Annotated in this window: 22 protein-coding genes and 2 pseudogenes; 8 read left to right on the top strand and 16 right to left on the bottom strand. The window is 70.0% G+C overall.

The features are described 5' to 3' along the window. The first annotated feature begins 115 nt into the window (after positions 1-115). Entirely contained in the window at positions 116-916 is an 801-nt protein-coding gene (locus ACIBK8_RS08695; protein ID WP_399040943.1) for a hypothetical protein, read from the top strand. An 82-nt stretch (positions 917-998) separates the two neighbouring features. On the opposite strand, the gene ACIBK8_RS08690 is transcribed toward ACIBK8_RS08695, so the two are convergent. From ACIBK8_RS08690 to ACIBK8_RS08655, 8 genes are all read right to left on the bottom strand, one after another. Beyond that, entirely contained in the window at positions 999-1313 is a 315-nt protein-coding gene (locus ACIBK8_RS08690) for a DUF6980 family protein (protein ID WP_399040942.1), read from the bottom strand. A 265-nt stretch (positions 1314-1578) separates the two neighbouring features. Further along, positions 1579-2346, bottom strand: coding sequence for an SDR family NAD(P)-dependent oxidoreductase (locus tag ACIBK8_RS08685; RefSeq protein ID WP_399040941.1), 768 nt, complete (start codon positions 2344-2346; stop codon positions 1579-1581). Beyond that, on the bottom strand, positions 2343-4070 hold the full coding sequence (locus tag ACIBK8_RS08680) for a hypothetical protein (protein ID WP_399040940.1): 1728 nt from the start codon (positions 4068-4070) through the stop codon (positions 2343-2345). Before ACIBK8_RS08680 ends, ACIBK8_RS08685 begins: the two co-directional genes overlap by 4 nt. Before the next feature lie 2 nt (positions 4071-4072). Next, positions 4073-5917 (bottom strand): flavin-containing monooxygenase, encoded by a 1845-nt coding sequence (locus tag ACIBK8_RS08675; protein ID WP_399040939.1) that lies wholly within the window; start codon positions 5915-5917, stop codon positions 4073-4075. Between the two features lie 60 nt (positions 5918-5977). Then, a complete protein-coding gene (locus ACIBK8_RS08670) occupies positions 5978-6628 on the bottom strand; it encodes a TetR/AcrR family transcriptional regulator (protein WP_399040938.1) in 651 nt (216 codons plus the stop codon). A gap of 279 nt (positions 6629-6907) precedes the next feature. Then, positions 6908-7696, bottom strand: coding sequence for an SDR family NAD(P)-dependent oxidoreductase (locus tag ACIBK8_RS08665; RefSeq protein ID WP_399040937.1), 789 nt, complete (start codon positions 7694-7696; stop codon positions 6908-6910). A gap of 42 nt (positions 7697-7738) precedes the next feature. After that, positions 7739-9130, bottom strand: a complete 1392-nt coding sequence (locus tag ACIBK8_RS08660) for a cytochrome P450 (protein WP_399040936.1) — start codon at positions 9128-9130, stop codon at positions 7739-7741. Next, positions 9127-10734 carry a prenyltransferase/squalene oxidase repeat-containing protein gene (locus ACIBK8_RS08655; protein ID WP_399040935.1) on the bottom strand — a complete coding sequence of 536 codons (1608 nt, stop codon included), beginning with the start codon at positions 10732-10734 and terminating at the stop codon, positions 9127-9129. Before ACIBK8_RS08655 ends, ACIBK8_RS08660 begins: the two co-directional genes overlap by 4 nt. A 408-nt stretch (positions 10735-11142) precedes the next feature. Between ACIBK8_RS08655 and ACIBK8_RS08650 the strand changes: the two genes are divergently transcribed. Further along, entirely contained in the window at positions 11143-12459 is a 1317-nt protein-coding gene (locus ACIBK8_RS08650) for a DUF4334 domain-containing protein (RefSeq protein WP_399040934.1), read from the top strand. A 183-nt stretch (positions 12460-12642) separates the two neighbouring features. Here the strand turns inward: ACIBK8_RS08650 and ACIBK8_RS08645 are convergent, their stop codons facing one another. From ACIBK8_RS08645 to ACIBK8_RS08625, 5 genes are all read right to left on the bottom strand, one after another. Beyond that, positions 12643-13350, bottom strand: a complete 708-nt coding sequence (locus ACIBK8_RS08645) for a hypothetical protein (protein ID WP_399040933.1) — start codon at positions 13348-13350, stop codon at positions 12643-12645. Then, entirely contained in the window at positions 13347-15737 is a 2391-nt protein-coding gene (locus tag ACIBK8_RS08640) for a hypothetical protein (protein ID WP_399040931.1), read from the bottom strand. Before ACIBK8_RS08640 ends, ACIBK8_RS08645 begins: the two co-directional genes overlap by 4 nt. 43 nt (positions 15738-15780) lie before the next feature. Then, on the bottom strand, positions 15781-16683 hold the full coding sequence (locus ACIBK8_RS08635; RefSeq protein ID WP_399040930.1) for a hypothetical protein: 903 nt from the start codon (positions 16681-16683) through the stop codon (positions 15781-15783). A 39-nt stretch (positions 16684-16722) separates the two neighbouring features. After that, positions 16723-17382, bottom strand: a complete 660-nt coding sequence (locus ACIBK8_RS08630) for a Crp/Fnr family transcriptional regulator (RefSeq protein ID WP_399040929.1) — start codon at positions 17380-17382, stop codon at positions 16723-16725. Positions 17383-17476: 94 nt separating this feature from the next. After that, positions 17477-17980 (bottom strand): Pycsar system effector family protein, encoded by a 504-nt coding sequence (locus ACIBK8_RS08625; RefSeq protein WP_399040928.1) that lies wholly within the window; start codon positions 17978-17980, stop codon positions 17477-17479. A 341-nt stretch (positions 17981-18321) separates the two neighbouring features. Between ACIBK8_RS08625 and ACIBK8_RS08620 the strand changes: the two are divergent. Then, a pseudogene (locus ACIBK8_RS08620) lies at positions 18322-18423 on the top strand (IS5/IS1182 family transposase); the annotation flags it as partial. 311 nt (positions 18424-18734) lie between these two features. Here ACIBK8_RS08620 and ACIBK8_RS08615 read toward each other — a convergent pair. Continuing rightward, positions 18735-19637, bottom strand: coding sequence for an NAD(P)-binding domain-containing protein (locus ACIBK8_RS08615; RefSeq protein ID WP_399040925.1), 903 nt, complete (start codon positions 19635-19637; stop codon positions 18735-18737). A 758-nt stretch (positions 19638-20395) separates the two neighbouring features. On the opposite strand from ACIBK8_RS08615, the gene ACIBK8_RS08610 reads away from it, so the two are divergent. Next, positions 20396-20644 carry an NAD(P)-binding protein gene (locus ACIBK8_RS08610; protein WP_399040923.1) on the top strand — a complete coding sequence of 83 codons (249 nt, stop codon included), beginning with the start codon at positions 20396-20398 and terminating at the stop codon, positions 20642-20644. Positions 20645-20667: 23 nt separating this feature from the next. Next, positions 20668-21126, top strand: coding sequence for a hypothetical protein (locus ACIBK8_RS08605; protein ID WP_399040922.1), 459 nt, complete (start codon positions 20668-20670; stop codon positions 21124-21126). Here the strand turns inward: ACIBK8_RS08605 and ACIBK8_RS08600 are convergent. Beyond that, positions 21093-21734 (bottom strand): TetR/AcrR family transcriptional regulator, encoded by a 642-nt coding sequence (locus tag ACIBK8_RS08600; protein WP_399040921.1) that lies wholly within the window; start codon positions 21732-21734, stop codon positions 21093-21095. The genes ACIBK8_RS08605 and ACIBK8_RS08600 overlap by 34 nt on opposite strands. Positions 21735-21909: 175 nt before the next feature. Between ACIBK8_RS08600 and ACIBK8_RS08595 the strand changes: the two genes are divergently transcribed. The 3 genes and pseudogenes from ACIBK8_RS08595 to ACIBK8_RS08585 all read left to right on the top strand — a co-directional run. Then, the gene (locus ACIBK8_RS08595) at positions 21910-23214 is read left to right on the top strand and encodes a flavin monoamine oxidase family protein (RefSeq protein WP_399040920.1); all 1305 of its coding nucleotides are present in this window, start codon (positions 21910-21912) and stop codon (positions 23212-23214) included. 128 nt (positions 23215-23342) lie between these two features. Continuing rightward, positions 23343-24644, top strand: a complete 1302-nt coding sequence (locus tag ACIBK8_RS08590; protein WP_399040919.1) for an acyl-CoA dehydrogenase family protein — start codon at positions 23343-23345, stop codon at positions 24642-24644. A 28-nt stretch (positions 24645-24672) separates the two neighbouring features. After that, positions 24673-24855 (top strand): annotated as a pseudogene (locus ACIBK8_RS08585) (FAD-dependent oxidoreductase); the annotation flags it as partial. A 150-nt stretch (positions 24856-25005) separates the two neighbouring features. Here ACIBK8_RS08585 and ACIBK8_RS08580 read toward each other — a convergent pair. Further along, a complete protein-coding gene (locus ACIBK8_RS08580) occupies positions 25006-26373 on the bottom strand; it encodes a diacylglycerol/lipid kinase family protein (protein ID WP_399040917.1) in 1368 nt (455 codons plus the stop codon). Between the last annotated feature and the right edge of the window lie 60 nt (positions 26374-26433).

The raw sequence follows: 26433 nt of genomic DNA, 5'->3' as shown, positions 1-26433 counted from the left end.
GCATGGGCCACCGAGCGGGCCTGTGCGGCGTGACTGCGCTCCCGGTTCGCGTGTCACCGCTTGGCATCAGGACCGGCCGGATGGTGCAAGCCGCTGGAGTGCGAACATGGTCAACATGTCCGAGATTTCCGCCCTGTGGCAGGCCGCCCTCTCAGCTGAGACCGAGTGGCTGGAGGAGTTGTGCCAAGACGACGGCTACACGGGGTTTCCCGTACCCGGCATGCCGGATGCGGCCTGGGTGCTGCACGCGATGTACGAGCACGAGCAGGGCCACGGAACGGTGTCGCACCACCAGGATCGCCAGGCGGCGCTGGCCAGCGGAAGCGTCGAGCCCGTGGTCTTCGCGGGCATCGATTTCGACGCCACACCGGGCCTGATCACCACAGGCGGCGGCCTGGGATGGGCCGAGCACCCAGGGGCCGGCTGGCAGCGACTGCGGTGGGCGGAGTTGGCGCGGCGGGTGGGCGAGCCGGTCGTGGCCGAGGGGCTGCTGCCTTCCTACCGCAGCGCCCCCGACGGCCGTACATCGGACGGCAGTTGGCCGACGGGAATCGAGCCACCGACCGAAGGCAGCCTGGACCGGGAGTCCTGGAACCGGCTGGTCGCCATCTTGCTGGAGCACAGCCCGTCCGGCCCGGATACGCGCACTCTCGCCTACTACAACCCTCTGCTCATGGGCAGTGTGGACGTCAGCAACCGGCACGTCCTCACGGGACGGCTGGGCGACGCACAGGCCCTGTCCGACGCGGCCGATCCGGACTTCAGCCCGTCCAACCTGTGGCCCCAGGACCGCTCGTGGGCCGTCTGGACCGACTACGACCTGTGGGGCACCAAGGTGGCGGGCCCGCCGACGCTGATCGACGCCCTGGTCGCCGATACGGACATCGAAGCCGTACGGCTGCCCTGGGCTGCCTGACGGGTGTTCACGAGTGGGCCTGGTTGCCTGCCCGGATGCGGGGTCCTGGAGACCGCTCCTGGTGGGCAGGGCTACTGGTTCGTCAGTCCTGAGGCATTGCCGCAAGCCAGCGTTCGTCCTGGAACTCGGCAGGGATCTCGTCCTCCCACGGATCGATCCCGCGGCGTTCCAGTTCGTCGAACCACCGGTCCCGCTGTGACGCGGGGAGACGTTGTCCGCACCAGGGACAGAAGTCGATGGTGATGCTCGATGTGCCGCCGTCGTGGATGATCAGCCCGTACTCCTGGAACTTGGCGCTGAACTTGATCAGCGCGTCCGGGCAGGCGAAGGGGTCGTCGTGCTGGTCACAGCGCACGTCCACGCGGCTGTTCAGCGCCTCGCAGCAGTGGTTGGTCATGGCCTCGGCTTCTCTTTGATCGGCAGCGTTTCCAGAAGTAGATCACAGTCTGTGATGGTCACCGGGTGGTTTATGGCGCCGGCGGACACACAGTGGGGCGGTTGGAGCCGCTTGCCCAAGGGCAGCGAGCCTGGGCGATGTGCGGGGTTTTGCGGATGCGGTGCGTCAATCGGTATCCGTGGCTGCGCGGACGGCTATGCGGTGCCGGTCGGGCTGATGTGCAGCCGCCCGTGGTGCCGTGCCTGTTCCTCGGCCTGGGACCGTTTCAGACGGCGGCCCAGCCGTCGTCGACCGGGAGGATTGCGCCGTTGATGAACGTGGCCGCGTCGGAGGCCAGGAAGACGAGAGCGGCGGCCTGTTCTTCCGCGCTGCCCAGTCTGCCGATGTTCGCGCCGATCAACTCGCCGATGACGGCCGGGCCCTGGGCCCCCGGGGCCGCACCGACCTGGATGTTGGTCGCTGTGGGGCCGGGGGCGATGGCATTGGCGCGGATGCCTCGCTTGCGGTGCATGACGGCGAGGCTTTTGACGAGGCCGACGACGCCGTGTTTGGCGGCGGTGTAGGCGGCGCCGGCCGCGCCGCCCCGCAGGCCGGCCTCGGACGCGGTGAAGAGGACCGAGCCGCGTCCGGCGGCGAGCATGTGCGGCAGAGCGGCACGTGTCAGCAGGAAGGGCGCGGTCAGGTTGATCCGGATGACGCGCTCCCACTCGTCGTCACCGGTCTCGTCCAGGGCGGACATCCGGTCCATGATCCCGGCGTTGTTCACCAGGACGTCCAGCCCGCCGAAGGCCGCGACAGCCTGCTCGACGACTGCGTCCACGACGTGCTGGTCGCTGAGGTCACCGATGACGGCGAGGGCGGTGCCCCCCGCCTCCTCTATCTCGCGTACGACCTCATCGGCGCCGGTCCTGTTGAGGTCGGCGATCAGCACCTTGGCGCCCTCTTCCGCGAACCTCAGAGCCGTGGCCCGGCCGATACCCGACGCGGCCCCGGTGACGACGACACTGCGTTCTGCCAGACCGGTGGGGGTCATGGGCGTTTCCCTTTCGTGGGGTTGGAGCGGTTCTGTGCGCGCTCGGGTGACGTGGGCGCTGCGCCGGGCGTGGCCTCCCGCGGGGCCCGGGGCGACAGGCGTAGCACGGTGCCCTCGCCGTTCGCGGCGAGGAGAAGGGAACCGTCGGGGGCCGCGCTGAGACCGGCGAACGGAAGCGGGACGCCGGGCATTCCGTGGGTGAAGAGCGCGGGTTGGGTGCGTGGGGCGCTCCCCGGAGGGCGTCCGACCGCCAGGTTCTCGGCTTCGACGGTGCGGTCCCCGGTGGTGAGCGAGATGGACCGCAGCCTCCGCGATCCGGTCTCCACCGTGAACGCTTCGTCGCCGATGACCGCCAGTCCCTGCGGGGCGTCGAGTCCGTCGGCGACGACGACCGCGTGCCCGTTGTCGATCCTGAGCACGGCCCCGAGGTGGTCGTCGCTCACGTAGCAGCGTCCCTCGGCGTCGAGGGCCACGTCGACGGGATGGTCCAGCCCTTCGGCGAGCACGGTGAGAGCGTCGCCGTCGTCGAGGGTGAGCACCCGTCCTGTGTCCGTCTCGGCGACGATGAGTTCGCCGTCCGCCCGCGCGCAGATGCCCATGGGCCGGCGCAGTCCGCTCGCGCGGACGCGGGTGGTCCCGAGTTCCGGATCGCAGGTGCGTACTTCGCCGTACTGCGAGGTGACGTGCAGAAGGCCGTCCTTGGCGGTGATGCCGTGGGTGAACGGGCGGATGACGTGCGCGGGACCGTCATCGGCCCCCGCCGCGGCACCGCGTTCCGGGTCGGCGATCCGGTAGTGGTCGGCCGCGTGCACCGTGCCCGCAAGGTCGACGGTCACTCCGAAGGGGCCGTCGAGTCCGCGGCGGACGATCTCCCGTGTCCGGCCGTCGGGGTCGAGCTCGGTGATGCCGCCGCTGGCGTAGCTGGAGACGAACATGCGGTTCTCCGCGTCGAACGCCGCGTTGTCCAGCCCCGCGAGGCCGCTGGTGATCAGGGACCTGGAGCCCGTTCCGTGCAGGTCGATGCGGGTCACGATGCCGGCCTGCCCCCGGGACAGGACGAGCATGACGCCACCTTGGTCGAAGCGGACCGCGACCGGTTCGTGCACGTCCTCAGCGACCAGTTCGGGCGTGGTGCCGTCGGGCGGGATGCGCCAGACCTGACCGGTCACCATGTGCGGGTAGTACAGGTGGCCGTCGGGGCCGAGTTGCATCGCGTTGCCCAGGGCGAGTCCATCGGTGAGCACCCGTGAGCCGCCGCTGTCGGGGAAGAGTTCCAGCAGCCGGCCGTCCGGCTTCATCTCGTTGACGAAGAGCCGGTCGCCGACGCACGTGATGCCGTTCGGCAGTTCCACCTTGTCGGAGACGAGGGTCCAGGCGCCGAGCGGGCTGCGGCGCCACACTCTCCCCGGTACGAGGTCGGCGATGTACATCGAGCCGTCAGCGCCGAAGGCGAGGTCGTCGGGCGACTGCACCGGACCGTCCATCGCCACCACCACCTCGGTCTCCCCGGTGGTGACATCCACGGCGCTGATCTGGCCGGCCAGGAACTGTGCCGCGTACAGCCGCCCGTCGGGTCCGAAGGCGATCCCGTTCGAGCCCCACATCGGGTTGGGCGCAAGGAGCCTTTGCACGTCCCAGCGGCCGTGTGAGACCGGGTCGGGCACGGCCGCGCCGTATCGGCTGGGGCGGCCGGCCGCTGTCTCCCCCCTCGTCGGGCCCGCCATCGTCAGGCCCCTTCCTTCCCCGCGCCGACGAGGACTTCGCGCATGCCGCCGTTGGCGCGCCATTCCCGCAGCAGGGCGTGGAAGGCGACGGGGCCGTCGGCGAAGGACTCGCTGCGTTGCCTGGGCATGCCCTCGTTGTTGTAGTAGCCGGGAGTGCATTCGGCGTGGAAGGTGTACACGTCCACGGCGTGCTCATGGATTCTCGCGACCCACGCGTCCTCGGCCTCCGCGGTCGGCTCGACGTACCGGGCGCCGCGCTTGCGAGCCTCGGCCACCACTTCGGCGACGTGGACGGCCTGTTCGTCGAGAACGTGAACGTAGTTGACGGCGCTGGCGTTCTGGAGCGGCCCGAGCTGGAAGAGATTGGGAAAGCCGTGGCTGTAGAAGCCGTGGAGCGTTCGGGGGCCGTTCTGCCATGCCTCGGTGAGGGTGATGCCCTCCCTGCCGTGTACGGGAAGGCGCCCGGAGGTGATCCCTGACCTGCCGACCTCGAAGCCGGTGCTGAAGATGATGCAGTCGGCCTCGTAGGCGGTGCCCCCGACCACGACGGCGTTCCGGGTGATCTCCTCCACGCCGTGGCTGTCGGCGGTGTCGATCAGGGTGACGTTGGACCTGTTGAAGGTCTGGAGGTAGCTGTCGCTGAAGGTGGGCCGCTTGCACATATAGCGGTACCAGGGCTTGAGCAGTTCGGCGACCTCCGGGTCATCGACGACGGCGTCGACCCGCGCGCGGATCTCGGTCATCTTCCGGAAGTCGGCGAATTCCTCGGCGCGTTCCCGCTCTTCGGGCGGCAGGTCCCGGTGGCTGCCGGTCGGGATCAGCTTCTGGTGCAGGCGGGCGCTGCTGGTCCAGCCGTCGGCGACGAGGTCCTGGTCCGCCGGGCCGCCGGTGACGAGGGAGAGGAAGTTGTCCCTGCGCCGCTGCTGCCAGCCCGGGGTGAGGGATGCGGCCCAGTCGGGGTCGGTGGGGCGGTTGCCGCGCACATCGACCGATGAGGGGGTGCGCTGGAAGACCAGCAACTCCTGTGCGTCGGCGCCGAGATGGGGTACGCACTGGATCGCCGTCGCTCCCGTCCCGATGAGCGCGACGCGTTTGTCGGCGAGCTTGTGCAGCTTCCCGTCCGCGCTACCGCCGGTGTAGGTGTAGTCCCAGCGGCTGGTGTGGAACGTGTGCCCTTCGAAGGCCTCGATCCCGGGGATGCCGGGGAGCTTCGCCTGGCTCAGCGTGCCACTCGCCGTGACCACGTACCGCGCCCGTATCCGGTCGTCACGGTCGGTGCTCAGCAGCCACTCGAACTCGTTGTCATCCCAGCGCAGTTCGGTGACCTGGGTCTGGAAGCAGGCGTCCCGGTAGAGGTCGAAGGTACGGGCGATGGCCTTCGCGTGCTGCCGGATCTCCTCGCCCGGTGCGTATTTCCACTTCGGGACGTAGCCGACCTCTTCCAGCAGTGGCAGGTAGATGTGTGACTCGATGTCGCAGTGGATTCCGGGATAGCGGTTCCAGTACCAGGTGCCGCCGAAGTCCCCGCCCTTCTCGATCACCCGGATCGAGTCCACTCCTGCCTGCCGCAGTCGCGCGCCCGCGAGCAGGCCGCCGAACCCGCCTCCGATGACGACGACGTCGACCCGGTCGTGGAGCGGCTCGCGGGCGGGCAACGGCTCGGCGTACGGGTCTTCGTCGTAGTACGCGAACCGGCCGACGGGGCGCTGATACTGCCTGCTGCCCTCCGGCCGGATCCTGCGGTCCCGCTCGGCCCGGTAGCGCGCCCGCAGGGCGTCGGGGTCGAACGGGATGTGCTGCGGGGCGTTGGGGTCGGAGGTGGCGGGTGTGCTGCGCGGGGCGGACATGGGCATCCATTTCCTTGCGGGGCTACGGGAACCGCTCGGTGGTTCGGGGCTCGGTCGCGGTCACGGGCGCTGCGAGACAGCGGCGAGCCAGAGCCCCGCGATCGCATCGTTCAGGCCGGTCGCGGTCTGCTGCCAGGAGGTCCGTGCGGTGGGACCGCTCTCGGCGAGCGCGCGTTCCCGTTCGGCCACCACGAGCACCACCAGGTGCCGGGTCATGTCACCGCGTTCCATGCGCACTTCGAGCGGAAGGCCGGAGAGGCAGTTGTTGAGGCCCTCGACCGCGCGGACCAGCGAAGGCGAGTGGAGGGACTCGTCCGTCATGATCTCCCGGTGGACGGGGTCGGTCCCGATCTGCGCGTAGAAGCGGCCGAACCAGGAGGGCACGCCGAGGCCGGCGATGTGGTGCACGAAGGGGTCCACCATGCACGCCACCCAGTCGCGCACGTCGGTGGAGCCGCTAGCCCGCTCCACCATCTCCGTGCGCATCTGCTCGATCCGCTCGTTGTGCTTGCGCACGATCGCCCTGACCAGTTCGCCCTTGGAGCCGAAGTGGTAGCCGACCGCGGTGTTGTTCCCCTGTCCTGCGGCCTCGCTGACCTGCCGGTTGGAGACCGCCGCCACTCCGTGCTCGGCGAACAGCCGCTCCGCAGCGGAGAGAAGCAGCTCCCGCGTCGCGGAGATCCGGGCGGACCTCGTCGTGGTGTCCGTCACCGCCACCACCGCACCGACGTCTCGCGGTGACCGCCGCTCATGGGCAACTCCCCCGGCCGGGGCCCTCGGTGGGCACCCACTCATCTGTGTCACTCGCTGCACGGCTTCCGTAGACGCGGCCCCCGACTTCGCTCAGTTAAGCGCCGCCCTGATATCCAGTCAAGCGACTGACTTAATTGTGGAGCGTGCGGACGCGACGAGCCGCGCTCGATCCGCCGGGAGCCGAGCGGAGTTCCGTACGGGTCCGTAGAACGACCGCACACCCTGCGGCCCGCACCGTCATTTGGCCAGGTAGCCGCCGTCGACCACATGGTCGCTGCCCGTCACGTACGAGGCGTCGTCGGACACCAGGAAGGCGATGAGGGCGGCGACTTCGGCCGGCTGGGCGGTGCGCTGTAGAGGGACGGAGGCGAGGAGGCCGTCGGTGGATGAGGGAGGTAGTGCGGTGACCATCGGGGTGTCGACGATGCCGGGTGACACCGACAGGACGCGGATGCCGTGGTCGGCGTATTCGCGGGCCGCGGTGCGGGTGAGGGCGAGGACACCCTGTTTGGCGGCGGCGTAGGGGCCGTGGCCGCGGAAGGCCGCATGTGCGGCTATGGAGGCGAGGTTGACGATGACGCCGCCTGTGGTGGCCATCGCCGGAAGCTCGCAGCGCATCGCGTGGTAGACGCCGTACAGGTTCACCCTCATCACGGTGTCGAAGTCGGCGAGCGGGAGTTCGGCCAGAGGGCTGAGGGGCCCGTTGAAACCGGCGCTGTTGACCGCGATGTGCAGGCCGTCGCGCAGGGCGGCGGCTTCCTCGACGACGCGGGCGACGCTGTCCGGGTCGGTGACGTCGACCCGGCGGGCCAGGGCGGTGCCGCCGGACGCGGTGAGCTGCCGGGCCACCCGGGCCGCACCGTCCTCGTCGAGGTCCGCGACCACCACAGCGGCCCCCTCCGCGGCCAGTCGCCGGGCACAGGCCGCGCCGATCCCGGAGGCACCGCCGGTCACCAGGGCCACGCGGTCCCGCAGCCGGCCGGGGTGCGCAGCCGGGTCGCCCGATGGCTGTGCGTGCGCTGGCATGTGCGGCTCCTTGGCAACGGGAGGGAAGGGGAAGGGAGGGGGTCAGTTCGGGCGAGGGTGTGAGGTGAGCGGCAGCCGGTCCGGGCGCAGGACGGTGCCGACCAGGGGCCGTACGGGAGTGGTGTCGGCCGGCGTCAGGCGCCGCTGAGCGGTGAACGCGGCGACTGCCAGGGTCAGTTCGGTCCAGGCGAAGTCCTCGCCGATGCACAGTCGGCTGCCCGCTCCGAACGGCAGGTAAGTGTGGCGCGGCGCCTTCGCGGCGGTGTCGGACGGCCAGCGCTCGGGGTCGAAATGCTCCGGGTTCTCGTACAGTTGCGGGTCGCGGTGCAGGGCGTACGGGCTGAAGAAGACCTCGGTGCCCGGCGGGAGCGGTACGCCGCCGAGGGTGACCTGCTGGGCCGCGCGGCGCATCAGCAGCCACGAGGGCGGGTGCAGCCGCAGCGTCTCGGCCAGCACCTGTCGCGTGTAGACCAGCGCGGGCAGGTCATCGAAGCCGGGGGGCCGTCCGGCGAGAACGGTGTCGAGTTCGTCGTGGAGCCGCCGTTGGACCTCGGGGCGGCGGGAGATCTCGTACAGGGTCCAGGCCAAGGACGCGCTGACGGTGCCGGTGCCGGCCAGGAAGAGGGTGATCAGTTCGTCGGTCACTTCGGCGTCGGTCAGGGAGCCTTGCGGGCCGCCGGTCAGCAGGAGCATCGACAGGAGATCGCCGCGGTCCCGGCCGTCGGCGCGGTAGGTCTCGATGATCCGACGCTGGACGGCCACCAGCCGCCGCAGCGGTCCTGGATCCGGCGGGCGCCACCCCGGCACCAGCGGGAGGCGTTCCGCCCAGGCGTGCAGTGGGGACAGGGCCAGTCGCATGGAGTGGTATTTGACGGACAGCCAGCCCTTGACGGCGGCGCGCAGCTCGGGGTCGTGAGGTTCAGCGAAGAGGGTGCGCAGCAGGATGTCGAGGGTCAGGCGGTGGATCTCCGGCACCAGATCGAGGGTGGTGCCGGGCTCCCAGGCGGCGGCCCGCGTCAGGGACCGTTCGGACATGACGCGGGCGTAGCGGGCGATCCGGTCGTGGTGGAAGGCGGGTTGCATCAGACGGCGGTGGCACAGGTGACGGTCGCCTGCGGCGGTGATCAGCCCGTCGCCCAGAGGGACGCGCAGGGCGTCAAACATCGCGCCCTTGCCGAAGGAGCGAGCGTGCGTGGTCAGCAACTCCCGTACAAGATCCGGGGTGTTGACGAAGTGGACCGGTCGCGGGCCGATGTAGATCTTCGTCATCGGTCCGTGGTACCGCAGCCCGCTGACGAAGCGCAGGGCGTCCCGTTGCATCCGTGGGGCGTGACCGGCCAACGGCACGCGGCCGGGGGCGACGGGGGCGTGGACAGGAGCGTCGGCGCAGGGGCACCCCTGGCCGCCGGTCAGCGGTGCGCCGTCTCTCCTCATGCCGCCCCGTCCCTCTCCGCAGCGCTGCGGAGGAGCCGGCGTTGCCCGGCGAAGAGGCCGTCGACGGTGAACGCGTGGGTGTGGGTGGGGCTGTGGGTGAGGAGCGGTCGCGGACCGTACATGAGGGGTACGCCCGGCCAGGTGCCGTCCTCGCGCTGGGTCTGCACGAGGTAATCGAGCCCTGACACCCAGCTCTTCCCGTCTGCCTCGCACGTCTCGGCGAGCAGGCCGCCCCGTTCGAGGGCGGCGAGCGCCAGGCCGGTGGCGGCGGGGGTGCTCGGGCCGCCCGCCTCGACGGGCCAACCGCCGTCAGAATTACGGGTTTCGGCCAAGGCGCGGGCGGCGGGATGGCCGCCTTGGCGCGCTGCGGGGGCGAGGGCGGGCAGGACCTCGGCGGTGGCGTACGGCAGGCCCTGGTACCACCCGGCGTGCCAGCGGCCCCGCTCGACGAGGCGTTCGGCGAGCCAGTTGCGCGCCGTGGCCAGCTGAACGCGGTGGTGCCCGCGGTGGCGGTCCAGTGCGGTGACGACATGGGCGATCACGTCGTCCACCGGCGGGTCCTGCGCGGACTGCCAGGTCCGCCAGAGCCCGTCGGCCGTCTGCTGGCGGGCCAGGTGACGCAGCCCGGCCCGTATCGTCGCGCCGGGTGCGCCGCTGACGCCGCTCAGCGCGATCAGGGCCGCCGCGGTGGTGTCGTTGTCGGACTCGACACCCGAGCGGTAGGGCCAGCCGCCGTCCGGGTTCTGTGCCGCGACCAGGAACGTGACGGCGGCAGGCAGCCCGTGCCGGCCGAAGGCAGCCGCGTCGCGGAAGGAGCGTACGGTCAAGGTGGTGTCCCAGACATCGCTGGTGGAGAAACGCCAGGTGCCGTCCGGGAGTTGGCTGCTGAGCAGGTACTCCGTGCAGCGGCGGGCGGCGGGCATGCCGGGGTCGACGGCCTGGAGCGCGAGCGCCGCGAGAGCGGTGGTGACGGGGTTGGCGAAGAAGTCGCCCGAGGGGGATTGCTGGTCGGCGATCCTGCGAGCGGTGCGCCGGGCGGCTGTCCGGTCGCCGAAGTGGGTCTCCACCAGCACGTGTGTGGACCAGAGTTCCACCTGTGTCCAGCGCTTGAGCTGTCTTCCGGCTGCGACCGCGGTGGCCAGCAGGGTGCGCAGCGCTTCGGCTGTGGTGTCGCTGCGGATCGCCCGGCCGGTGTGCAGGGCGATGGCCTGGAGGAGCCGGGCACGGGCCGACAGTGCCCGGTCCGCGAAGGAGGGGTGGCTCACGTCGACGGGGCCGCCGGTGTCCAGGGCCAGGGACAGCAGCGCGGTCTCCACGGCGTGCGCCACCGGGTGGTGGTTCTGCGGGGCGGCGCCGTCCGCGAGCCAGGCCCTGCCGCGCCCGGCTGCTCGGGCGGCGCCGGGGTGTGATGAGCGGGCCAGGGCCAGTGTGCACAGCGCGGTCTCGGTGATGCGAGGGGCGGGGGTGGCCAGCCATGAGCCGTTGTCGCGCTGGGTGGCGAGCGCATGTCCGGTGGCGAGGTCGACCGCACGTCCGACACGGGGTGCGAGCGTGGGCGGTATGTCCGCGTCCGGTAAGGGCGGTGCCCCACGGTCTGTTGCCATCCGGCCTCTGCTCCTCCTGGTTCCGGTGATTCCGCCCGTGCCGCCCGCTGCGTCTGCGTGGCTCATCGATGTGGCCGACGGCCCGGCGCGCCGTCCCCCTGCCAGGTGCCGGCGAGGCGGGCGGGCCGCGGGCGTACGCACCGGTCCTGGCGGCCGTGACCTGCGGTTGTGTGCCGCAGTACGGGGATGCCCGGCCGCAGGCGAGGGCGCGGGGCGTAACCTGACGGCGTGGACACCTCGTTACCCGTCGGCCACCCTCCCCAAGAGATCATCTCCATAGCGGATGCATGCTCTGCCGCTTTGCAGAATATGCCGCGACTGGAGATCTGGCTCAAAGAGCTCGGGCTGCCCGTGGACCCCGCACTCGTGCCCCTGATGTGCCTTCAAACGGCGTTCTTCACACCGTGGTTGCCTGCGGAGACCTGCTACCAGGTGTCCCGGCTCACCCTCTGGCTGATGGCGATCGACAACGTCCTGGACGCGCCGGAGACTTCGGAGGTACCGCGAGCGCCGGACTCCGCGGGCCCGGACGAGCCCCAGGCCCGCATCCGGACCTGGCACCGCGTCCTCGCGGGGCACGGCCACAGCGGCGGTGATCCCGTCGCGTGCGCTCTGGTGGATATCGCCGGGGGCCTGGACCGCGACGGTCGGCCCGAACTCCTCGCCGTCTGGCGGGAAAGCATGCATCACACGCTCATCGGCATGCGGCGCGAACGCGAGGCGGCCCGGCCGACGGCGGCCGCCGGCAGCCGAGAGTCCCAACTCACCGACTACCTACGGCACGGCGCCTGGACCATCGGCGTCGAACAGCAGGTCACCGCCCTGTGGGCCCTGATGGACGAGCCGGATCTGACCCGGCGCCTCCCCGTGCTGCGCGGCGCGCTGCGACAGGCCGCGATCGCGATTCGCCTGCTCAACGATCTGCGTGGCCACCACAGGGAACAGGCCGAGGGTAAGACCGACGCACTCACCATCGGCCTGAGCGAGCAGGAGGCGTACCGGCGTGCCGAGACCGGGCTCGAAGACTGCCGACGCGCTCTGGCTCCGCTCACCGCCGCCGGGTACGGTTCCGCGGTGGCGCTGGAGCGGGTGGTGCTCTGGCATGCGCGGATGTACCACCGTTTCGACCCCGTACGCCCAGGTCAAGCTGCCGCCGCTCCGCTACAGGGCAGCATCGCGCACATCCGGCGCCCACCGCCCGTCCCCGAACCGAGGAAGAACCCGCCCATGAGCATCGAGCACGTCGAGCACATCGAGCAGGAAGTTCTGGACACCATCGCGTCCGGAGGCGAGTACGACCGCACGAAGCTGACGGAGCTCTTCGACCGGCTCGAACCGGTCGGCACCGATCTCCTCATCGGCACCTGGCGAGGCGGCAGTTTCGAGCGCACCAGCACGAACGCCGCGCTGCTGGCCGAGATGCGGTGGTACGGCAAGCGGTTCGTCGATGCCGATCACGTGCAGCCGCTGCTGTGCCGCGACGAGGAGGGGACGGTCTACTCGAACGAAGAGATGGGCCTGGCGACGCTCCGTGAGGTCGTCCACCGCGGCAAGCAGTCCGCGGCGATGGTCTACGACCAGCTGCCCATCATCGACCATTTCCGCCGGCTCACCGACGACGTCCTGCTGTGCGTGATGGACAAGAAGGGCGACCCCGAGGACTTCATCTTCCACCTCACCCGCGTTCCCGCGCCGACGCCCGCGCCATCCGGCGACGGCGCATAGCGCGCGGCGCGGGCGGGACAAGGACGGGCTGGAGCGGTACGCGCGTCTTCGCCGGAGCCGGGCGGCACTGAGGCACCGGCCTCTTCCCGGGAACCGTCGCACGCAGGGGGCGCTTCCCGGGCGGGCCCTCACCGGTCCGGTGCGTCGTTCCCACACCGAGCGTCTATGCCTGCTGCGGGCTCGCTAAGTGACCTCTGTTCCGGAGTCTTCCAGCAACAGGTCGGCCAGGCCCTGGAGGTCGTGCTTCTCGATGAGCTCAGGAATCGTGTCCTTGAACGCCCGCAACAACAACTTCATTGCCAGGAGGTCTCCGTGCCGCGTGGGTGCCTCGGCCGTGAGCGTTTCCAGGCAGTCCAGCAGCGGGTACCACCATTGCCCTCCCACCCGCAGGCTCCGGGACAGGCGTTGGAAGTCCTTGATATCGACCGTTTTCACGTCCTGAGGGTGTCTCTCCAGGTGGTCCAGGAGCACCATCTCCGGGTCACTGTAAAGGTGCCTTTTGAGGTACCGCAGCCGGGCCACCCTGTCTCTGTCCTCCCGGTACTGCTCGGCATCACACCGTGCCTGGGCGCTGAGCGACAAGCGCACCCGTGCGGAGAGCGCCGAGCCCGGCAGGTCCGGGATCGGACCGGTCCTGCCGAGCGCTGCGTTGAGCGCGTCTTCGGCGCCGCGCACGTCGAGTGCCTCCCAGTTCCCGGTGATCGAGCCGGCGAGCCGGACGAGTGCGTCGATCACCAGAGCCTCGGGGGTGTGATGGTCGCTGCCGCCCAGGGACCATCGTGCGGAAAATACCGCCGTGAAGCAGATACCGGGGGTGCCGCTGCGCAGGGACCTAGGCTCGGTGAAGGTGAGCTCGGTGTACGCGGGCGGGCGGCGGAAACGGAGCCTCACGCCGGGGACGCCCCCAGGTCGAAGCCCCCGATATCCGGGTCGTCCCCAAGGATGTCCGCCATCCGGCTTCCGGTGCTGCTGCCGTCCGCCGTGCGGTCCTTGCCCAATTCATCGATCAGCCGGGCCAATGCCCGGAACCCGACCCGCTGGGTGACGGCCTCCTGAACCAGGGCGAGGGCCTGTTCCCGCATCGCGCCACCGTCGGCCCGCGTCCAACGGGCGATCTCCTCGATCACCCCCGCGTTGCGGTCCAGGTCGACGAAGAGCCCGCGTAGCGCGAGTGCCACGTCAAGTGTGGGCGAGGGGGCGGCCAGGAGCCAGGGCCGACCCTCCACATCGACCGACATCAGGGCCAGTGTTCCCAGGCTCACGGCGTGTGAGCTTTCCTCTCCTGCCTGCTTCTGCCAATCGGCAACCGTCGTGGCGAACCATTCCGTCAGTTCCGCGTTGCCGACGATTTCCCGGAAGGCGCCCAAGACTTCGGCAGAAACCTTGCGGGCTTCGTCCCCGTCGCCGATGTTGTCCGCCACCCGGCGCAGCCGCGTCAGTGCGGGAAGGGGCTGGTCGCCGATGAGTTCACGGCACACGGCGACCACCAGTCGCTGCGTATCCGTGTGGTGATCGGCCCAGGAGTACAGCAACTGGCGGGCTCGTCGGCCCAGATGCTCGTCCCGTGCCGCTCCCGCCAGGACGGCAGCCGCGACCGCACGCTTCCCCTGGGCCGCGCCCTGCTTACGGATCTCCGCGAGCTGTGAGTCGTCCTGGTGGTAGGTGAGGACCCCCAGAAGCGCCCGTACGGCCGGATCGTCGTGGGCCTGCCTTCCGTCCTGGCCTCCGCAGGACATCATCCAGCCGACGAGCCGCTCGTGCAGCGGGTGGTACTGGTCCCAGACGTAGGCCAGCAGGGCGTCCCCGTACTTGGGTGAGACGAACTTCGCGTCGCCGAAGCGGACTTCTGCCCCAATGCCTTGAAAGCGGGTACGCAATCCGACACCACCGAGGATCTTCCTGAGATCCTCGGCCCCTTTCCGTTCGCCGTTCTTCCCGCCGCTCGGTGCGTTCCCGCCGGCGAGCAGGCCGACCAGGCGCTCGGCGTCCGCCTGGATCTGCGTGACGGGCCCGGAGCCGCGGACGGCGAGGGCCAGGGACAGGCAGCGGTCGTCGATATCGAGCGGTTCGGTGTGGCCGTGGGCTGCCTCCGGTACCCGCGTGGCCGCCTGGCCGTTGTCGGCGAAGCGGTTGTTCAGGACGTCTGTCCAGCCCTCGGCCAGTTCGCGGGCAGCCGTAAGCAGGTGGTCCTCGCGCTGCGCGGGGTCGGCTCCCTCCTCCGCGATGGTCCGGGCGTCCGCTTCGACGAGGGCGATCATCTCGTCGACCAGCCATACGGCACGGGCCGGATTCCAGCCGGTTATGCCGTCCTGTACCTGCGGGTCGTTCAGGTACCGCATCAGGTCCGCACGTCCGCGGGCCGTCACGTGCCGCTGTACCACCTGGTCGGCCTTCGGGTGACTGCTCAGCCGCACCACCTCAAGGTCGGCGGGCAGTTGGCCCGCGACGAAGGACCAGAGTTCGGGCGTGATGGTGATGACGAGGTGCGATCCGACCTTCTTCAGGCTGTCCGCGTGTTGGCTGAGACCGGTCAGGAATGCCCTGTCGATGCGGTCCCGCTCCGGATCCCGGAGGTCGAGCAGGTAGGCCGCGTCGGCCTGTACAGGAAGCCTGCTCACCAGCGGACGGTCCCAGCTCGGCTCCACCACTTGGAGGGCCACCGCCGGACCGGTCTCTTCTGCGAGCAGCCGCAGGGAGAAGGTCGTTCCTCCGTACCGGCGCGGCACCACGAAGAAGACAACGGACGCCGCATCGAGCGCCTTCGCCCCGCGCCGCCGGGCCTCCTGCCACTCTCCCGCCTCGACATAGGAAGCGTCGGCGAGGACCTGTTCGCGAGGAACGACCACGGTTTCCAATAGATCCGCGGTACGGACCTCATGGGTCTGCTGGATGGTCACAGGCCCGGTGGGGCCCGCGAACAGGTTGGCGACGGAGTCGATCGAGGGCAGATGGCCGGGGTGGGTGAGTGCGGCGATCGGCACATACGGCTTCGTCTCAGGCTGCTGCGGTTGCTGCCCGGGGCCCACCGGATCGGTCACGTCCGCACGCGGTTCCTGGGGCAGCGTCCGCCATGGCTCGCGACCCGCTGTGCCATCGGTGTCGCCGTCCGTGGTCGTGGGCACGCTCGCTGTCCTCGCCCGGTCCGGCCACGGCGGCTTGGCTTCCGGCTGCATCGGGTTGAGCGGCTGCGGTGGCGTGTTCTCCGGGCCATCGGAGGGCTGCGCACCGTCTGCTGCGGGATCCTCGCCCTCGATGCCGTTGGTCACGGGCTCGTTCACGTTTACTCGTCCTCCTCAGAACGCAGATCGGGGTCTCGGCCACTCACCGGCCGGTCCGCCGGAAGTCCTGCGTGAAGGTCAAAGGTCCCTGGGGCGCATCGAAGTAGTTGTTCACGGTGTCGATGGTGTTGGTGCGAGGGGCTGTCGAGGCGGGCGGCCCACCCGGTGTGACGGCGGCTCCCTGCGCCGGCTGCGTGTCTTGCGCGGCCGGGCTTTCGGCCGGGGCGCTGAGAGCGGACGGGCTGCGCCGGGGCACATGAACCCACGCAGGTTCGGAGTATTTGTCTTTCACTTCCGCACGCGTAGGAAGGAAGTCGAGCTCCGTCAGCCGGGTCGTCCGACGTGCCCGTACGACGGCCTGGAATACCGCTTCGGAGATCACCAACGCGACGTAGGAGCCGAGTTGCTCGGCCTTGGCCACCGCGTCACGCGCCGCGTCACTGTCGATCAGCCGGCAGGCGTCGTTGATCGGATCGCCCCGGTAGCTCTCGGACACCGGACCGAGGTGCACGCTCATCCGGACCCGTATCTCCGGCATCGAGGCGAACCGTTCCCGGTCGTAGCGGGCCAGTACGCCGTCGAGGATTTCGGGCAGCGGCTCCACGAGTCGCCACATCCGGCGGATCGGCATCGCCAGAATGCAGCCGTCGCCCCTGTCGTTCCAGTACGCGCAGTGCTGCCATTCGTCTCCGAGGCCGCTCTCCACGAAGGCCGTGGCCAGCATGTTGTCGAACTCGTCGCGGGTGCTCTGCATGTAGGGGGAGGGAACCTTGCTGTATCCCTTCATGTCGAACACGACGAGGGCCTGGTAATCGGGGATATCCCTTACGTCGTCCTGAAGTTGGGCCGCCATGTGTACACGTCCTTCCGGCGATGATGCGTTAGGTGGTTGTCGGATGACGATGATGCGCGCCCCGTCGGCATCGCGCTGCCCAGGATTGGGCACTCCGCGGATGACGTGGGTCTCATCGGCCTGCCGGACGTCTCACCGGCTTTCGGCGATCTGCCGCAGCCTTCCGAGGTCCTCGATCATCAGCCCTCCGCCGGTTGCGGAACGGATCCACCCTTCGGCCCGCCAAGGCGAGAGATGCTGAACCACAGAGTTACGTGACGCACCGATCAGTTGGGCGAGCTCTTCCTGAGGAAGCCGGATATAAACGGAGCCGGTCGGCGATTCACCTGAGACCGCGGCCAGGCGGAGGAGGGCAGCGGCAAGACGAGCGGCGGCGGGAGCCGTGGCCAACTCCTGGCGGATCTCGTCCCCTTCCCTGATGCGCCCCACCGCGTGCCGCATCAGCGTGTGCAGAATTCCGTGGTCGCTGACGAACGAGGCGAAGTCGGACGCGGGCACCGTACGCACCCGGCAGGGCTCGGCCGCGATGACCGTGGCACTGCGGACTCCGCCGTCGAGCAACGACAACTCACCCAGCAGTTCGCCGGCGCCTCTCACAGCAAGCAGCGTCCGTTGACCACTCCCATCACGGCGCGTGACCGCGGCGGATCCATGGCACAGCAGGAGAACGTGGGTGGCGGGGTCACCTTGGCGCAGGAGCAGGCTGCGCGTCTCGCGGGTTCTTTCCGGGGCGAGGCTCTTCAGGGCGGCCCACATTTCTTCACCAAGCAACGCCTGATGGGACTGATACAACGCGCCCTCCCCGGGAAATGAGACATGAGGCACTTGGCCCCCGCCCGCGCCCATATCTCAACGGGCCGTCAAAGCACCAGCATATTCGGCGTTCTCACGTACCGGTGAGAGAGCTGAGGAGCACGCACACGGCACTGAGACAGGTCGCGGCCAAGGCCAACTGTGAGAGAAGGGTTGCCCGTCGCAGCATCTTGAACTTGGCTTGCGCGAGGGTCGAAAGCTCCGTCACGCACCGGCTTTCAGCACGGGCCACCTCCCACGCGGAGAGCCTGACGACAGCGGCCAGCAGTTCATCCGCGGTGGCTTCCGCACAATCGAGGTAGCAGTCCGGTCGTCGGCGATCCCCGGGCCGGAGCGAAGGACGCATGGCCGAGAGGCACTGCAGGATCGACAGCGCAAAGCAGGCACTCGCGCACCCGGCTCCGACCATTCCCCATAGCGGCATGGTCTTGGCGAACGCAGTCACCATCGTGAAGTCCGCACCCAGACCGGCCCCGGCCGTGGCGCCGAGCGTCGCCGCCTTGGCATCGGCGCGTTGCAACTCGGCAAAGGCCCCCGTGCCCAGAGCACGCAGGCGGTCGGCCGAGACCTCGGTCAAAGGGCCGCCGACGGGCGATGGGGCGGCTCGGTCGAGGCTCGGCGTTCGGCGTGCCCTGGTAACGAGGCGAAACATGGTCCCTCCCGGGTCGGCTCGACGCTCTCCACGCGGTCTGCCCCCAGATTGGCTTCCCCTCAGCTGAAGCGCTGCTCAAAACTGGGCGCCCGGGAGGAGATCCACAGCACCTGCCCCGTCCGGCGTCCCGGCGAACGCGATCTGCGGAGCATCACCCTGCCTGCGGCATCCGAAATCCCCTTCTACCCAGCCCCCCCCAATCCACCGTGCGACCGAGAACATCAGAGATCCGCACCCTCACCGATCCGCCCCTCCCCCTCCGGCAAGTCAGCATGCGGCAGCTGGCGCCGCTGTTCAGGATTTCACCGGCGACCGTGTGCCGGGTCATCCAGCGGCTCCGTGTTTCCCGGGGTGTCCAGCCAGGTCCCTGGTCCGACGGCGGTTCCAGGACGTCGGCCACGGTCTCCAGGGCGCGCGACGCGGCGAGTGTCACGCGCACGAGCGGATCGTCGGGGTCATGAGTGAAGGCGGGCCGGGCGACGGCGTCGGCGATCCGTGGCGCGTCCAAGGCGAGGTCTGCGCAGTCAACGACAGGTGGCGCATCCGGTGGTGATCGACTTGCGGGGCTGACCTCGCACTTGCGGACGACACCGACGACGCACCCCGGCAGACCGGCGGAAGGGCGGCAGTTCGCCAACCGCCGCCCTTCCAGGGTGTTTCCGCTGGAACCGCTCCCCCGCTAGCCCTGCCGGTCGGCGGAGTTGCCGGCGGCGACCTGTGCGAGGGCGTAGAAGCTCGACTTCCCCAGATCTGCGGCTTCGGCTGCCCGGAGATTGCCCACCGCGGCTTCGAGCACGTTCGCGGCGAAGCCGGCGCGCCTCATGCCGTCGAGGCAGGTCTCGCCTCCGTGCGTGAACACCTCAAGCGTGGCCTGATCCGTCGTGAAATCGCCGCTGCCGATGGCCGCCACGGCTTCGCTGGTGCCGTTCTTCAGCGCCACCAGGACCTTGTCGGTGGCCTCGCTGAGTACCTCGCCCGGGACTCCCTGGCTCTTGGCGTAGGTCACGGCGTCGACGTAGGCGGCCAGCGCGGCGACGTACACACCGCCGACGATCGTGAGGTCGACCGCGCTCGCGGCCTGCACCTGCTCAGAGACGAAGCGCATGGCCGGACCGAGTGCGCCCAGCAGCTTCTCGTGCCGCGCCCAGGCTTCGGCGTTCCCCGAGAAGAGGACGTAGCCGCGCTCGGTGCCCATGTCCTGGGGGAAGCAGAGGATCGCGGCGTCCAGGTAGGGAACGCTCTTCTCCGCGGCCCACGACCCGGCGGTCGCCGCCTCCTCCGTCGAGCTCGTGCCCATGTTGAGGAGCGTCTTGCCGGTCCAGTCCTTGATGCTCTCCAAGCTCTGGAGCACCGGTCCGTATGCCGGAGCGCAGGTCAGGATCAGGCGGGCGGACGCGACCGCCGCGTCGAGTTCCACCTCGGCCTGAATGCCCGGCAGTTCGGCGGCCAGGCTCTGCGCGCGTGCCGTGTCCGGGTCGTACGCCGTGACCGCCCAGCCGGCCTGTGCCAGGGCGCGGGCGATCGAGGAGCCCATCAGGCCGTTGCCGATTACCGCAACGTCACGCTCGATGTTGGTAGCCATTCTTGCTCATTTCGTTTTCCGGGACGGTCCCGCGGTGAATTGCGGTCGTCGCGCAGCCGTCGATCAGCGGCCAGGACGGACACCCGCGGAGCACGCTGTGCTGATGACGGGGCCGCAGGTGCCAGGGCCGCGGGGTATTTCTGCCGGGTTCCTCCGCTGGTACGGCGGCCCGCGCGAGCGCACTCGCACTGGACCGAAGGAGCACCGCGCGCATACCGAGCGCGGGTTTTCCGGAGGTTCGAAAGTCCCCCGGCACGCTGGACGAAACCGCCCGTGAACGATGCCGACTGGCCGGGGGCGCGGGCATCGCCGAACTCCGCTTCGGCTCCCCCGTCTTGCGGAGTCCGCGCTCTTCGGCGCACCTTGCGGAGCTGCCCCGCGAAGGCGGCGGCGTTGTCTCCCGTGGGCCCGTACGGGCGGTCGGTTCCGAGGCGTTCCCTCAGTCGCTCGGTGAAGTGCACGGTTCCTTCGGTGAGGCGCACGAGGTGGCGGAGGCGGCGCGGGTACTCCAGCGGTGCTCATCTCACCCCTCCTCGGTGATGGCGACGTCATGAGGCCCTGCCCGCGTCGGCGGATTCAGTCACGGCAAGCCCCAGCGCGATCACGTTCTGCGCAGGCCGGAGAGCCGAAGGCAGCTCGGAGAGAGCCTGAAGACAGCTCGAAGACAGCTCGAAGACAGCTCGCAGCGGAGGTTCCGCTCCGATGTCGGCGTGACAGGTTTCCGATCTCGAATCGAGTTCGAGTTTAGAGCGCGGCCAATGCACCGTCAATTCCTGCGATCGGTACGCACCGGCCGCCCCACCCCTGGTCAGCGGCGCCCGAACCGATACGGAAGGGTTGCCGTGATCGGTGCCGGCTTCGCCGGTGTGGTTGCCGCTCGGGATCTCAGCGTCGCGGGCCACTCGGTGGTACAGCTCGAAGCGCGCGACAGGGCCGGTGGCCGAGCCTTTCTGGGGGAGGCGTTCGGTGGCTCGGTGGGCATACCGCGGGCCACAGCGGCTTCCTGATCGAGCCGGACGACTTCCTGTTCGTGGCGGACATCGACCTGACGTCGTTCGGTCCCTACCACGGCGATGTCGACAGCAGCCTCGGGGAGTTCGAGGCGTCCATGCGCCGGTGCCGGGAGATCGACGCCCGCTGGTACGGCACGTCCCACCAGAACGGTGTGATCGACGGCGTCGCGGAGTTCCGGCGTCGGCTCGACGCTTTCACCGGGGTGGTCGAGAAACGGGACGCGGCGCTCCTCGCCTTTCTCGGCGAGCCGCGGACCGTCGCGGAGATCGGCGAGCACCGGCTCGTCTACCGGCCGTATGCCGAAGGCCCGCAGGTCGGAGCCGTCCTCGTCGCGGGCCGGGGCGGCAAGCCCCTCAAGGCCCGGTTGCGCCAACAGGTGTGGTGGGGCGCCCTGTTGCGCCGACCGGTGGCCTGTCGGCCGTTTCGCGGAGCGTCGCGGCGTCAGTCGCGGGGCTGCGGCCCTGGAGAGGCATAGGTCTCCAGGTAGGCGCTCACGAAACGCCGCGCTTCGGCGATCGTGGCGTCGTCGCCCTTCGCGGAGCGCCGGAACGCGACGTCCAGGAGGCGGTTGCCGACCTCGAAGGCGAGTTGCAGGACGAGTTGGGGGGTGTCGGCACGTACGAGGTTGCGCTCGACGAGGAGGCGCCAGAGCTGCTCGGCCTGACGCTCGTCGAATGTGCGGACCAGTTCGCCGACCGTCGCGCTGCGTCCCGAGAACCACAGCTCGGTGCAGCTCGGGTGCCGACGGAAGTAGTCGAGCAGGGGGGCGATGACGGCGTCGGTGGCATCGCGCAGCGTGTGCAGTTCGGGGTTGGCCAGCGCGGCGGCGATGCCTGCGTCCAGCTCGTGTACGTGGTTCCGCAGGAGTTCGGCCTCGACCTGGTACCGGTCGGAGAAGTAGTGGTAGACGGAAGCGATCGGGATGCCTGCCCGCTCGCCGATCGCCTTGAGCGTGGTGGCCTCGTATCCCTCTTCACCGAGCAGCGCCTCGGCGGCGTCGAGGATGGCTCGTCTCCGCTCCACCCCGCGGCGCTGTACCGCCGGGCGAGCCGTCGCCTGGGTTGTCGGATTTTTCTCGATCACGATTCGAGATCGTATCAAGCCACTTATTCAACTTCCGCGCCGATCAAAGTTGACAGGGTGGGACGACACCATAAACTCAAAATCGATTCGAGATTGAGTCTTGCGTTCGCGGAGCGGCGGGCGCGACACGATGTCGCCGCGCCCGCACAGCGCGGACAACAGAGCGGAGAGCTTCATGCCCAACGGCTGCTGTGACGTCTTGGTGATCGGCGCCGGCTTCGCCGGAATCACCGCGGCACGGGACCTCAGCGTCAAGGGCCACTCGGTGGTGCTCCTCGAAGCGCGGGACCGGGTCGGTGGCCGGGCCTACTCGGGCGAAGCCTTCGGACGCCGGGTGGAATGGGGCGGCACGTACGTGCACTGGACCCAGCCGCACGTCTGGAGCGAACTCCGGCGCCACAACATCCCGTTGGCGGCGCCGCTCGACATCGACAAGATGTACTGGCTGGCCGACGGCACGACGCACTCCGGCAGCCCGATCGACTACGACAACGCCGCCGGGCCCGTCGCGGCCCGGTTCTTCGCCGACGCACGGAACCGGTTCCCGATGCCGTTCGACATCTCCGCGGTCGACAACAGCGCGATCGAGCAGGAGACGCTGGAGGACCGGCTCGACGCGCTGAACCTGTCCGCACACGACAGGGACGTACTCGACGGGGCGCTGGCCACACTGGTCCACTCCTACAGCGAGCAGGGCCTCGCACAGATGCTTCTCTGGGCAGCCACGACCTTCGGAGACTGGGGCGCGTTCCTGGAAACCGCCGGCTACTGGCCGATCAAGGGCGGAACCAAGAGGCTCATCAACGCCATTCAGGGCGAATCGAAGGCCGATCTCCGTCTGTCCACGCCCGTCGGCGCGATCGAGGACAACGGCGCCGGTGTCACCGTCACCACCCGCGCGGGCGAGCGGATCCGGGCACGCGCGGCCGTCGTCGCCCTACCGCTCAACACCCTGGGCGACGTCACCCTCACCCCTGAGATCGCGCAGCCTGCGCGCACCATGATCGACCGGAAGCACCCGATGCGGAACGCCAAGATCTGGGCGCGGGTCAGAGGCGAGATCGAACCCTTCTGCGCCTTCGCCCCCGTCGGCAAGAACCCCATCAACACCGCCAGGGTGGAGTACCGGCACGAAGGCGACACGCTCGTCGTGTGCTTCGCATCCGACGCCTCGGCGATCGACGCCGAGGACCGCGAGGCCGTGCAGGCCGCGCTGCGGACCTTCGTCCCCGACATCGACGTACGGGAGACGGCAGGACACGACTGGGTCGGCGATGAGTTCTCCCAGGGAGCGTGGGCCCACCACCGCCCCGGGGACCTCACCCAGGCCGTTCCCCAGCTGCGCGAGCCCCACGGGCGCATCCACTTCGCGGGCGGTGACATCGCACCGGTAGGTGTCGGGGGGATCGACGGCGCCATCGAAACCGGCGCGAGCGCCGCACGGAACGTCTCCGCGGCACTGGCCGACGGCCGCTACTGACACAGCCGGTCACCATCGAGGAGCAGCCATGGTCGGCAGGAAGACCACGGGCCCGGCTCCGCACGCGTCGGCAAGGCGGTCCACCCCGTGCGGGGCGCCGGACGCACCGCACTGAAGGAACACGGAACATGCACTTCGCTTTCGACCCCCGCACCGAGATTCTCCGCGAGAACCTGCTCGACCTGATGTGGGGTCATATCCACCCGGCGGAGCCGGTGTTCGCGGAGCAGCTCGGCGCGCTGAAGAACCGCTGGGCCTGGGACTCGGTCCCGGTGCTCGCCGGTCTCCGCACCGAGGCCCGCCGACGCGGGCTGTGGAACCTGTTCCTCGCGGACAAGCCCGGCATCCCCGGTGGACAGGGCGCGGGACTGACCCACCTCCAGTACGCCCCGCTCGCCGAGATCACCGGCCATGCCCTGAGCCTGGCGCCCGCCGTACTCAACTGCGCGGCGCCGGACGCCGGCATCATGGAGATGCTCGACATGTTCGGCACCGAGGCACAGCAGAGACAGTGGCTGGACCCGCTGCTGGCCGGCGAGATCCGTTCCGCGTTCGCGATGACGGAACCCGACGTCGCCTCATCGGACGTCACGGACATCGCCACGTCGATCGTCCGGGACGGCGACAAGTATGTGATCAACGGCCGCAAGTGGTGGACCACCGGGGCGATGAACCCCAACGCGCGGGTCTTCGCCGTGATGGGCACGACCTGCCCCACGGCCGACCGGCACCGCCGGCAGTCGGTGGTCCTGGTGCCACGGGACACCCCGGGCCTGGAAATCCGGCGCGGGACGGAGCTGTTCGGGTACGACGACCACGAGCACGGCGGCCATGCGGAGCTGGAGTTCCACGACGTGCGGGTGCCCATCGGCAACCTGATCGGCGAGGAGGGTGCGGGGTTCGCGATCGCCCAGGCCCACCTGGGGCCGGGGCGGATTCGCCACTGCATGCGCTCCATCGGCGTCGCGGAGCGGGCGGTCGAGCTGATGTGCGCGCGGGCCGATGAACGGGTGGCCTTCGGCAAGCCGCTCGCCCGGCAGGGCGTGATCCGCGACTGGATCGCGGAGTCGCGGGTGCGTCTTGAGCAGCTGCGTCTGCTGGTGCTCAAGACCGCCTGGCTGATGGACACGGTCGGCAACAGGGGGGCGCACGCCGAGATCCGGGCGATCACGATCGCCACGCCCGCGACCGTCCAGTGGATCCTCGACCGGGCGATGCGGACGCACGGTGCGGGCGGCATGTCGCAGGGCTTTCCGCTCGCCCGTGCCTATGCCGCCATCCGCTCGTGGCGGTTCGCCGACGGGCCCGACGAGATACACAAAGACGCGCTCGCGTGCGTCGAGATCGGCCGGAAAGCCACCGGCGACCACCGCGCGGTGGGGTACGGCACATCACAGGTTCGCACCAACGCGATCAGGAGACGCCCGTGACGATCAAGACCCCCGTCAGCAACAGTCCGTGGATGTCGACGTATTGATCATCGGTGCCGGGATCTCGGGCATCGGCGCGGCCTGTCATCTCAAGGCCCGCCGTCCGGGCACGTCGTTCGCGGTGCTGGAGGGGCGCGAGGCGATCGGCGGCACCTGGAGCCTGTTCCGGTACCCCGGCATCCAGTCGGGCTCGGACATGCCCACCTTCGGTCGCCGCAGTGCGCGGTCCAGCGTGGGCGTGGGGGTGGCGGCCACGGCCGCGTACCGGGCCCCGTCGATCGCATGGAGGTCGATGAGGACAGCGGACCGGGCCGCGGTCACAGTCCGGCGGACCGATGCGGTGGGCGGGGTGACGTTCCGGTCAACCGCGGATCTCTCCTCCGGCCGTTCGCCCGGTGCGGCCGAGCGCGAGGTCGATGAGTTGCCGCCAGTTCACGGGCGGCGCGGGGGCGACGGCGCCCGGACGGCCGCGCGGCACCAGGACCCGCAGCGCTCCCGGGCGCAGTGAGCACACCACCGGCGTGGGCATCCGCAGCGACTCACCGTCCACCGCCACGGGAATCCCGTCCGCGTCGGATGTCACCTCGACCCGTTGGGCGGTCGTGACGGTCATGCCCGTGGACTGCGCGCCCCGCACGGCCAGATCCGCGGCCTGCGCCGCGCCCTCCACCCGGATCCCCAGCACGCCCAGCTCACCGCCGTCGAGCCGGGTCCGACGGCCGCCACTGCTGATCTCATCGGGGGAGGCATACGGGTTGTTGCTGATCAGCAGCGCCTGCTGGGACGCGAGCGCGGTGCCGTCGAGGCGCGCGTCGAGCCGCCGCACCTCCTCGCCGACCAACAGGTCCGGCATGAGGCCCAGCGCCGTGCCCGCCTTGTCGTCGCGGTACTCGGGGCGCTGCACGACGTCCGCGTACACCCCGAACGACACGGTGTTGACGAAGGCCCGGCCCGCGACGTCGCCGAGATCGACCCGCAGCTCCTCGCCGTCGGTCAGTGCGTCGAGGCAGCGGGCCGGGGCGGACCTGTCGAGGCCGAGGTCCATGGCGAAGTGGTTGCGGGTGCCGGCACAGACCACGAGGAACGGCAGGTCGTGCTCGGCGGCCACCGCCGCGACCAGCGCCTGGGTGCCGTCGCCGCCCGCGACGCCGAGCAGGTCCGCGCCCTCGGCCACGGCCCCGCGGGCCAGCGCGGCGACGTCGGTCCGGACGGAGGGGTCGAGCAGGATCACCCGCGCGCCGAGTTCCTCCGCCCGCTCGACGAGCCCGAAGCGGCCGACCTTCCCGCCCCCGGACATCGGATTCATGATCAGGACCGGTCGCTTCGGCAGAGGTGCGGCGGTCGCCAGCCCCGACCGTCCCGGACGCGACCTGCGCAGCGCCGCCCGAGCGCAGACCAGCGCCGCACCCCAGCACAGGCTTGAGACCAATGCCGTCAGCCACAGGGCGTCCTGCACGAAAAGCAGCAGGACACCGATCGGCGCGGTGATCGCGACGAGCGCTCCGAACAGCCGCACCGCGCCGCGGTGTGCCAGGAACCACCAGACGCCGACGGCGCAGACGATCAGCCCGAGGAGTTCGGCCCCGACGATCAGCAGCCCGCCCCATCCCACCGCGCGCACCAGCACGACCACGGCGCCGATCGCCGCCAGCACGGCGCACCGTGCGAGCAGCCGTGCGACCGCGCCCCCGTCGGAGCCCGTCGCGTCCCGTCCGTGTCGTCCTCCCATGTCACGTTCGTCCTCTCCACCGGCCCGTGGCACCAGCCTGTGCGCTCAGGGGGCGGATCA

It is taken from the genome of Streptomyces sp. NPDC050161 (assembly GCF_044460025.1).
Classification (GTDB): Bacteria; Actinomycetota; Actinomycetes; order Streptomycetales; family Streptomycetaceae; genus Streptomyces.
This window is presented reverse-complemented; position numbering and strand designations above follow the sequence as displayed.

What these genes read in the sequence shown, in the direction of transcription:
- ACIBK8_RS08695 (WP_399040943.1), top strand. Translation starts at nt 116, where the DNA reads ATGTCCGAGATTTCCGCCCTGTGGCAGGCCGCCCTCTCAGCTGAGACC.
- ACIBK8_RS08690 (WP_399040942.1), bottom strand. Translation starts at nt 1,313, where the DNA reads ATGACCAACCACTGCTGCGAGGCGCTGAACAGCCGCGTGGACGTGCGC.
- ACIBK8_RS08685 (WP_399040941.1), bottom strand. Translation starts at nt 2,346, where the DNA reads ATGACCCCCACCGGTCTGGCAGAACGCAGTGTCGTCGTCACCGGGGCC.
- ACIBK8_RS08680 (WP_399040940.1), bottom strand. Translation starts at nt 4,070, where the DNA reads ATGGCGGGCCCGACGAGGGGGGAGACAGCGGCCGGCCGCCCCAGCCGA.
- ACIBK8_RS08675 (WP_399040939.1), bottom strand. Translation starts at nt 5,917, where the DNA reads ATGTCCGCCCCGCGCAGCACACCCGCCACCTCCGACCCCAACGCCCCG.
- ACIBK8_RS08665 (WP_399040937.1), bottom strand. Translation starts at nt 7,696, where the DNA reads ATGCCAGCGCACGCACAGCCATCGGGCGACCCGGCTGCGCACCCCGGC.
- ACIBK8_RS08660 (WP_399040936.1), bottom strand. Translation starts at nt 9,130, where the DNA reads ATGAGGAGAGACGGCGCACCGCTGACCGGCGGCCAGGGGTGCCCCTGC.
- ACIBK8_RS08655 (WP_399040935.1), bottom strand. Translation starts at nt 10,734, where the DNA reads ATGGCAACAGACCGTGGGGCACCGCCCTTACCGGACGCGGACATACCG.
- ACIBK8_RS08615 (WP_399040925.1), bottom strand. Translation starts at nt 19,637, where the DNA reads ATGGCTACCAACATCGAGCGTGACGTTGCGGTAATCGGCAACGGCCTG.
- ACIBK8_RS08610 (WP_399040923.1), top strand. Translation starts at nt 20,396, where the DNA reads ATGCACCGTCAATTCCTGCGATCGGTACGCACCGGCCGCCCCACCCCT.
- ACIBK8_RS08595 (WP_399040920.1), top strand. Translation starts at nt 21,910, where the DNA reads ATGCCCAACGGCTGCTGTGACGTCTTGGTGATCGGCGCCGGCTTCGCC.
- ACIBK8_RS08590 (WP_399040919.1), top strand. Translation starts at nt 23,343, where the DNA reads ATGCACTTCGCTTTCGACCCCCGCACCGAGATTCTCCGCGAGAACCTG.
- ACIBK8_RS08580 (WP_399040917.1), bottom strand. Translation starts at nt 26,373, where the DNA reads ATGGGAGGACGACACGGACGGGACGCGACGGGCTCCGACGGGGGCGCG.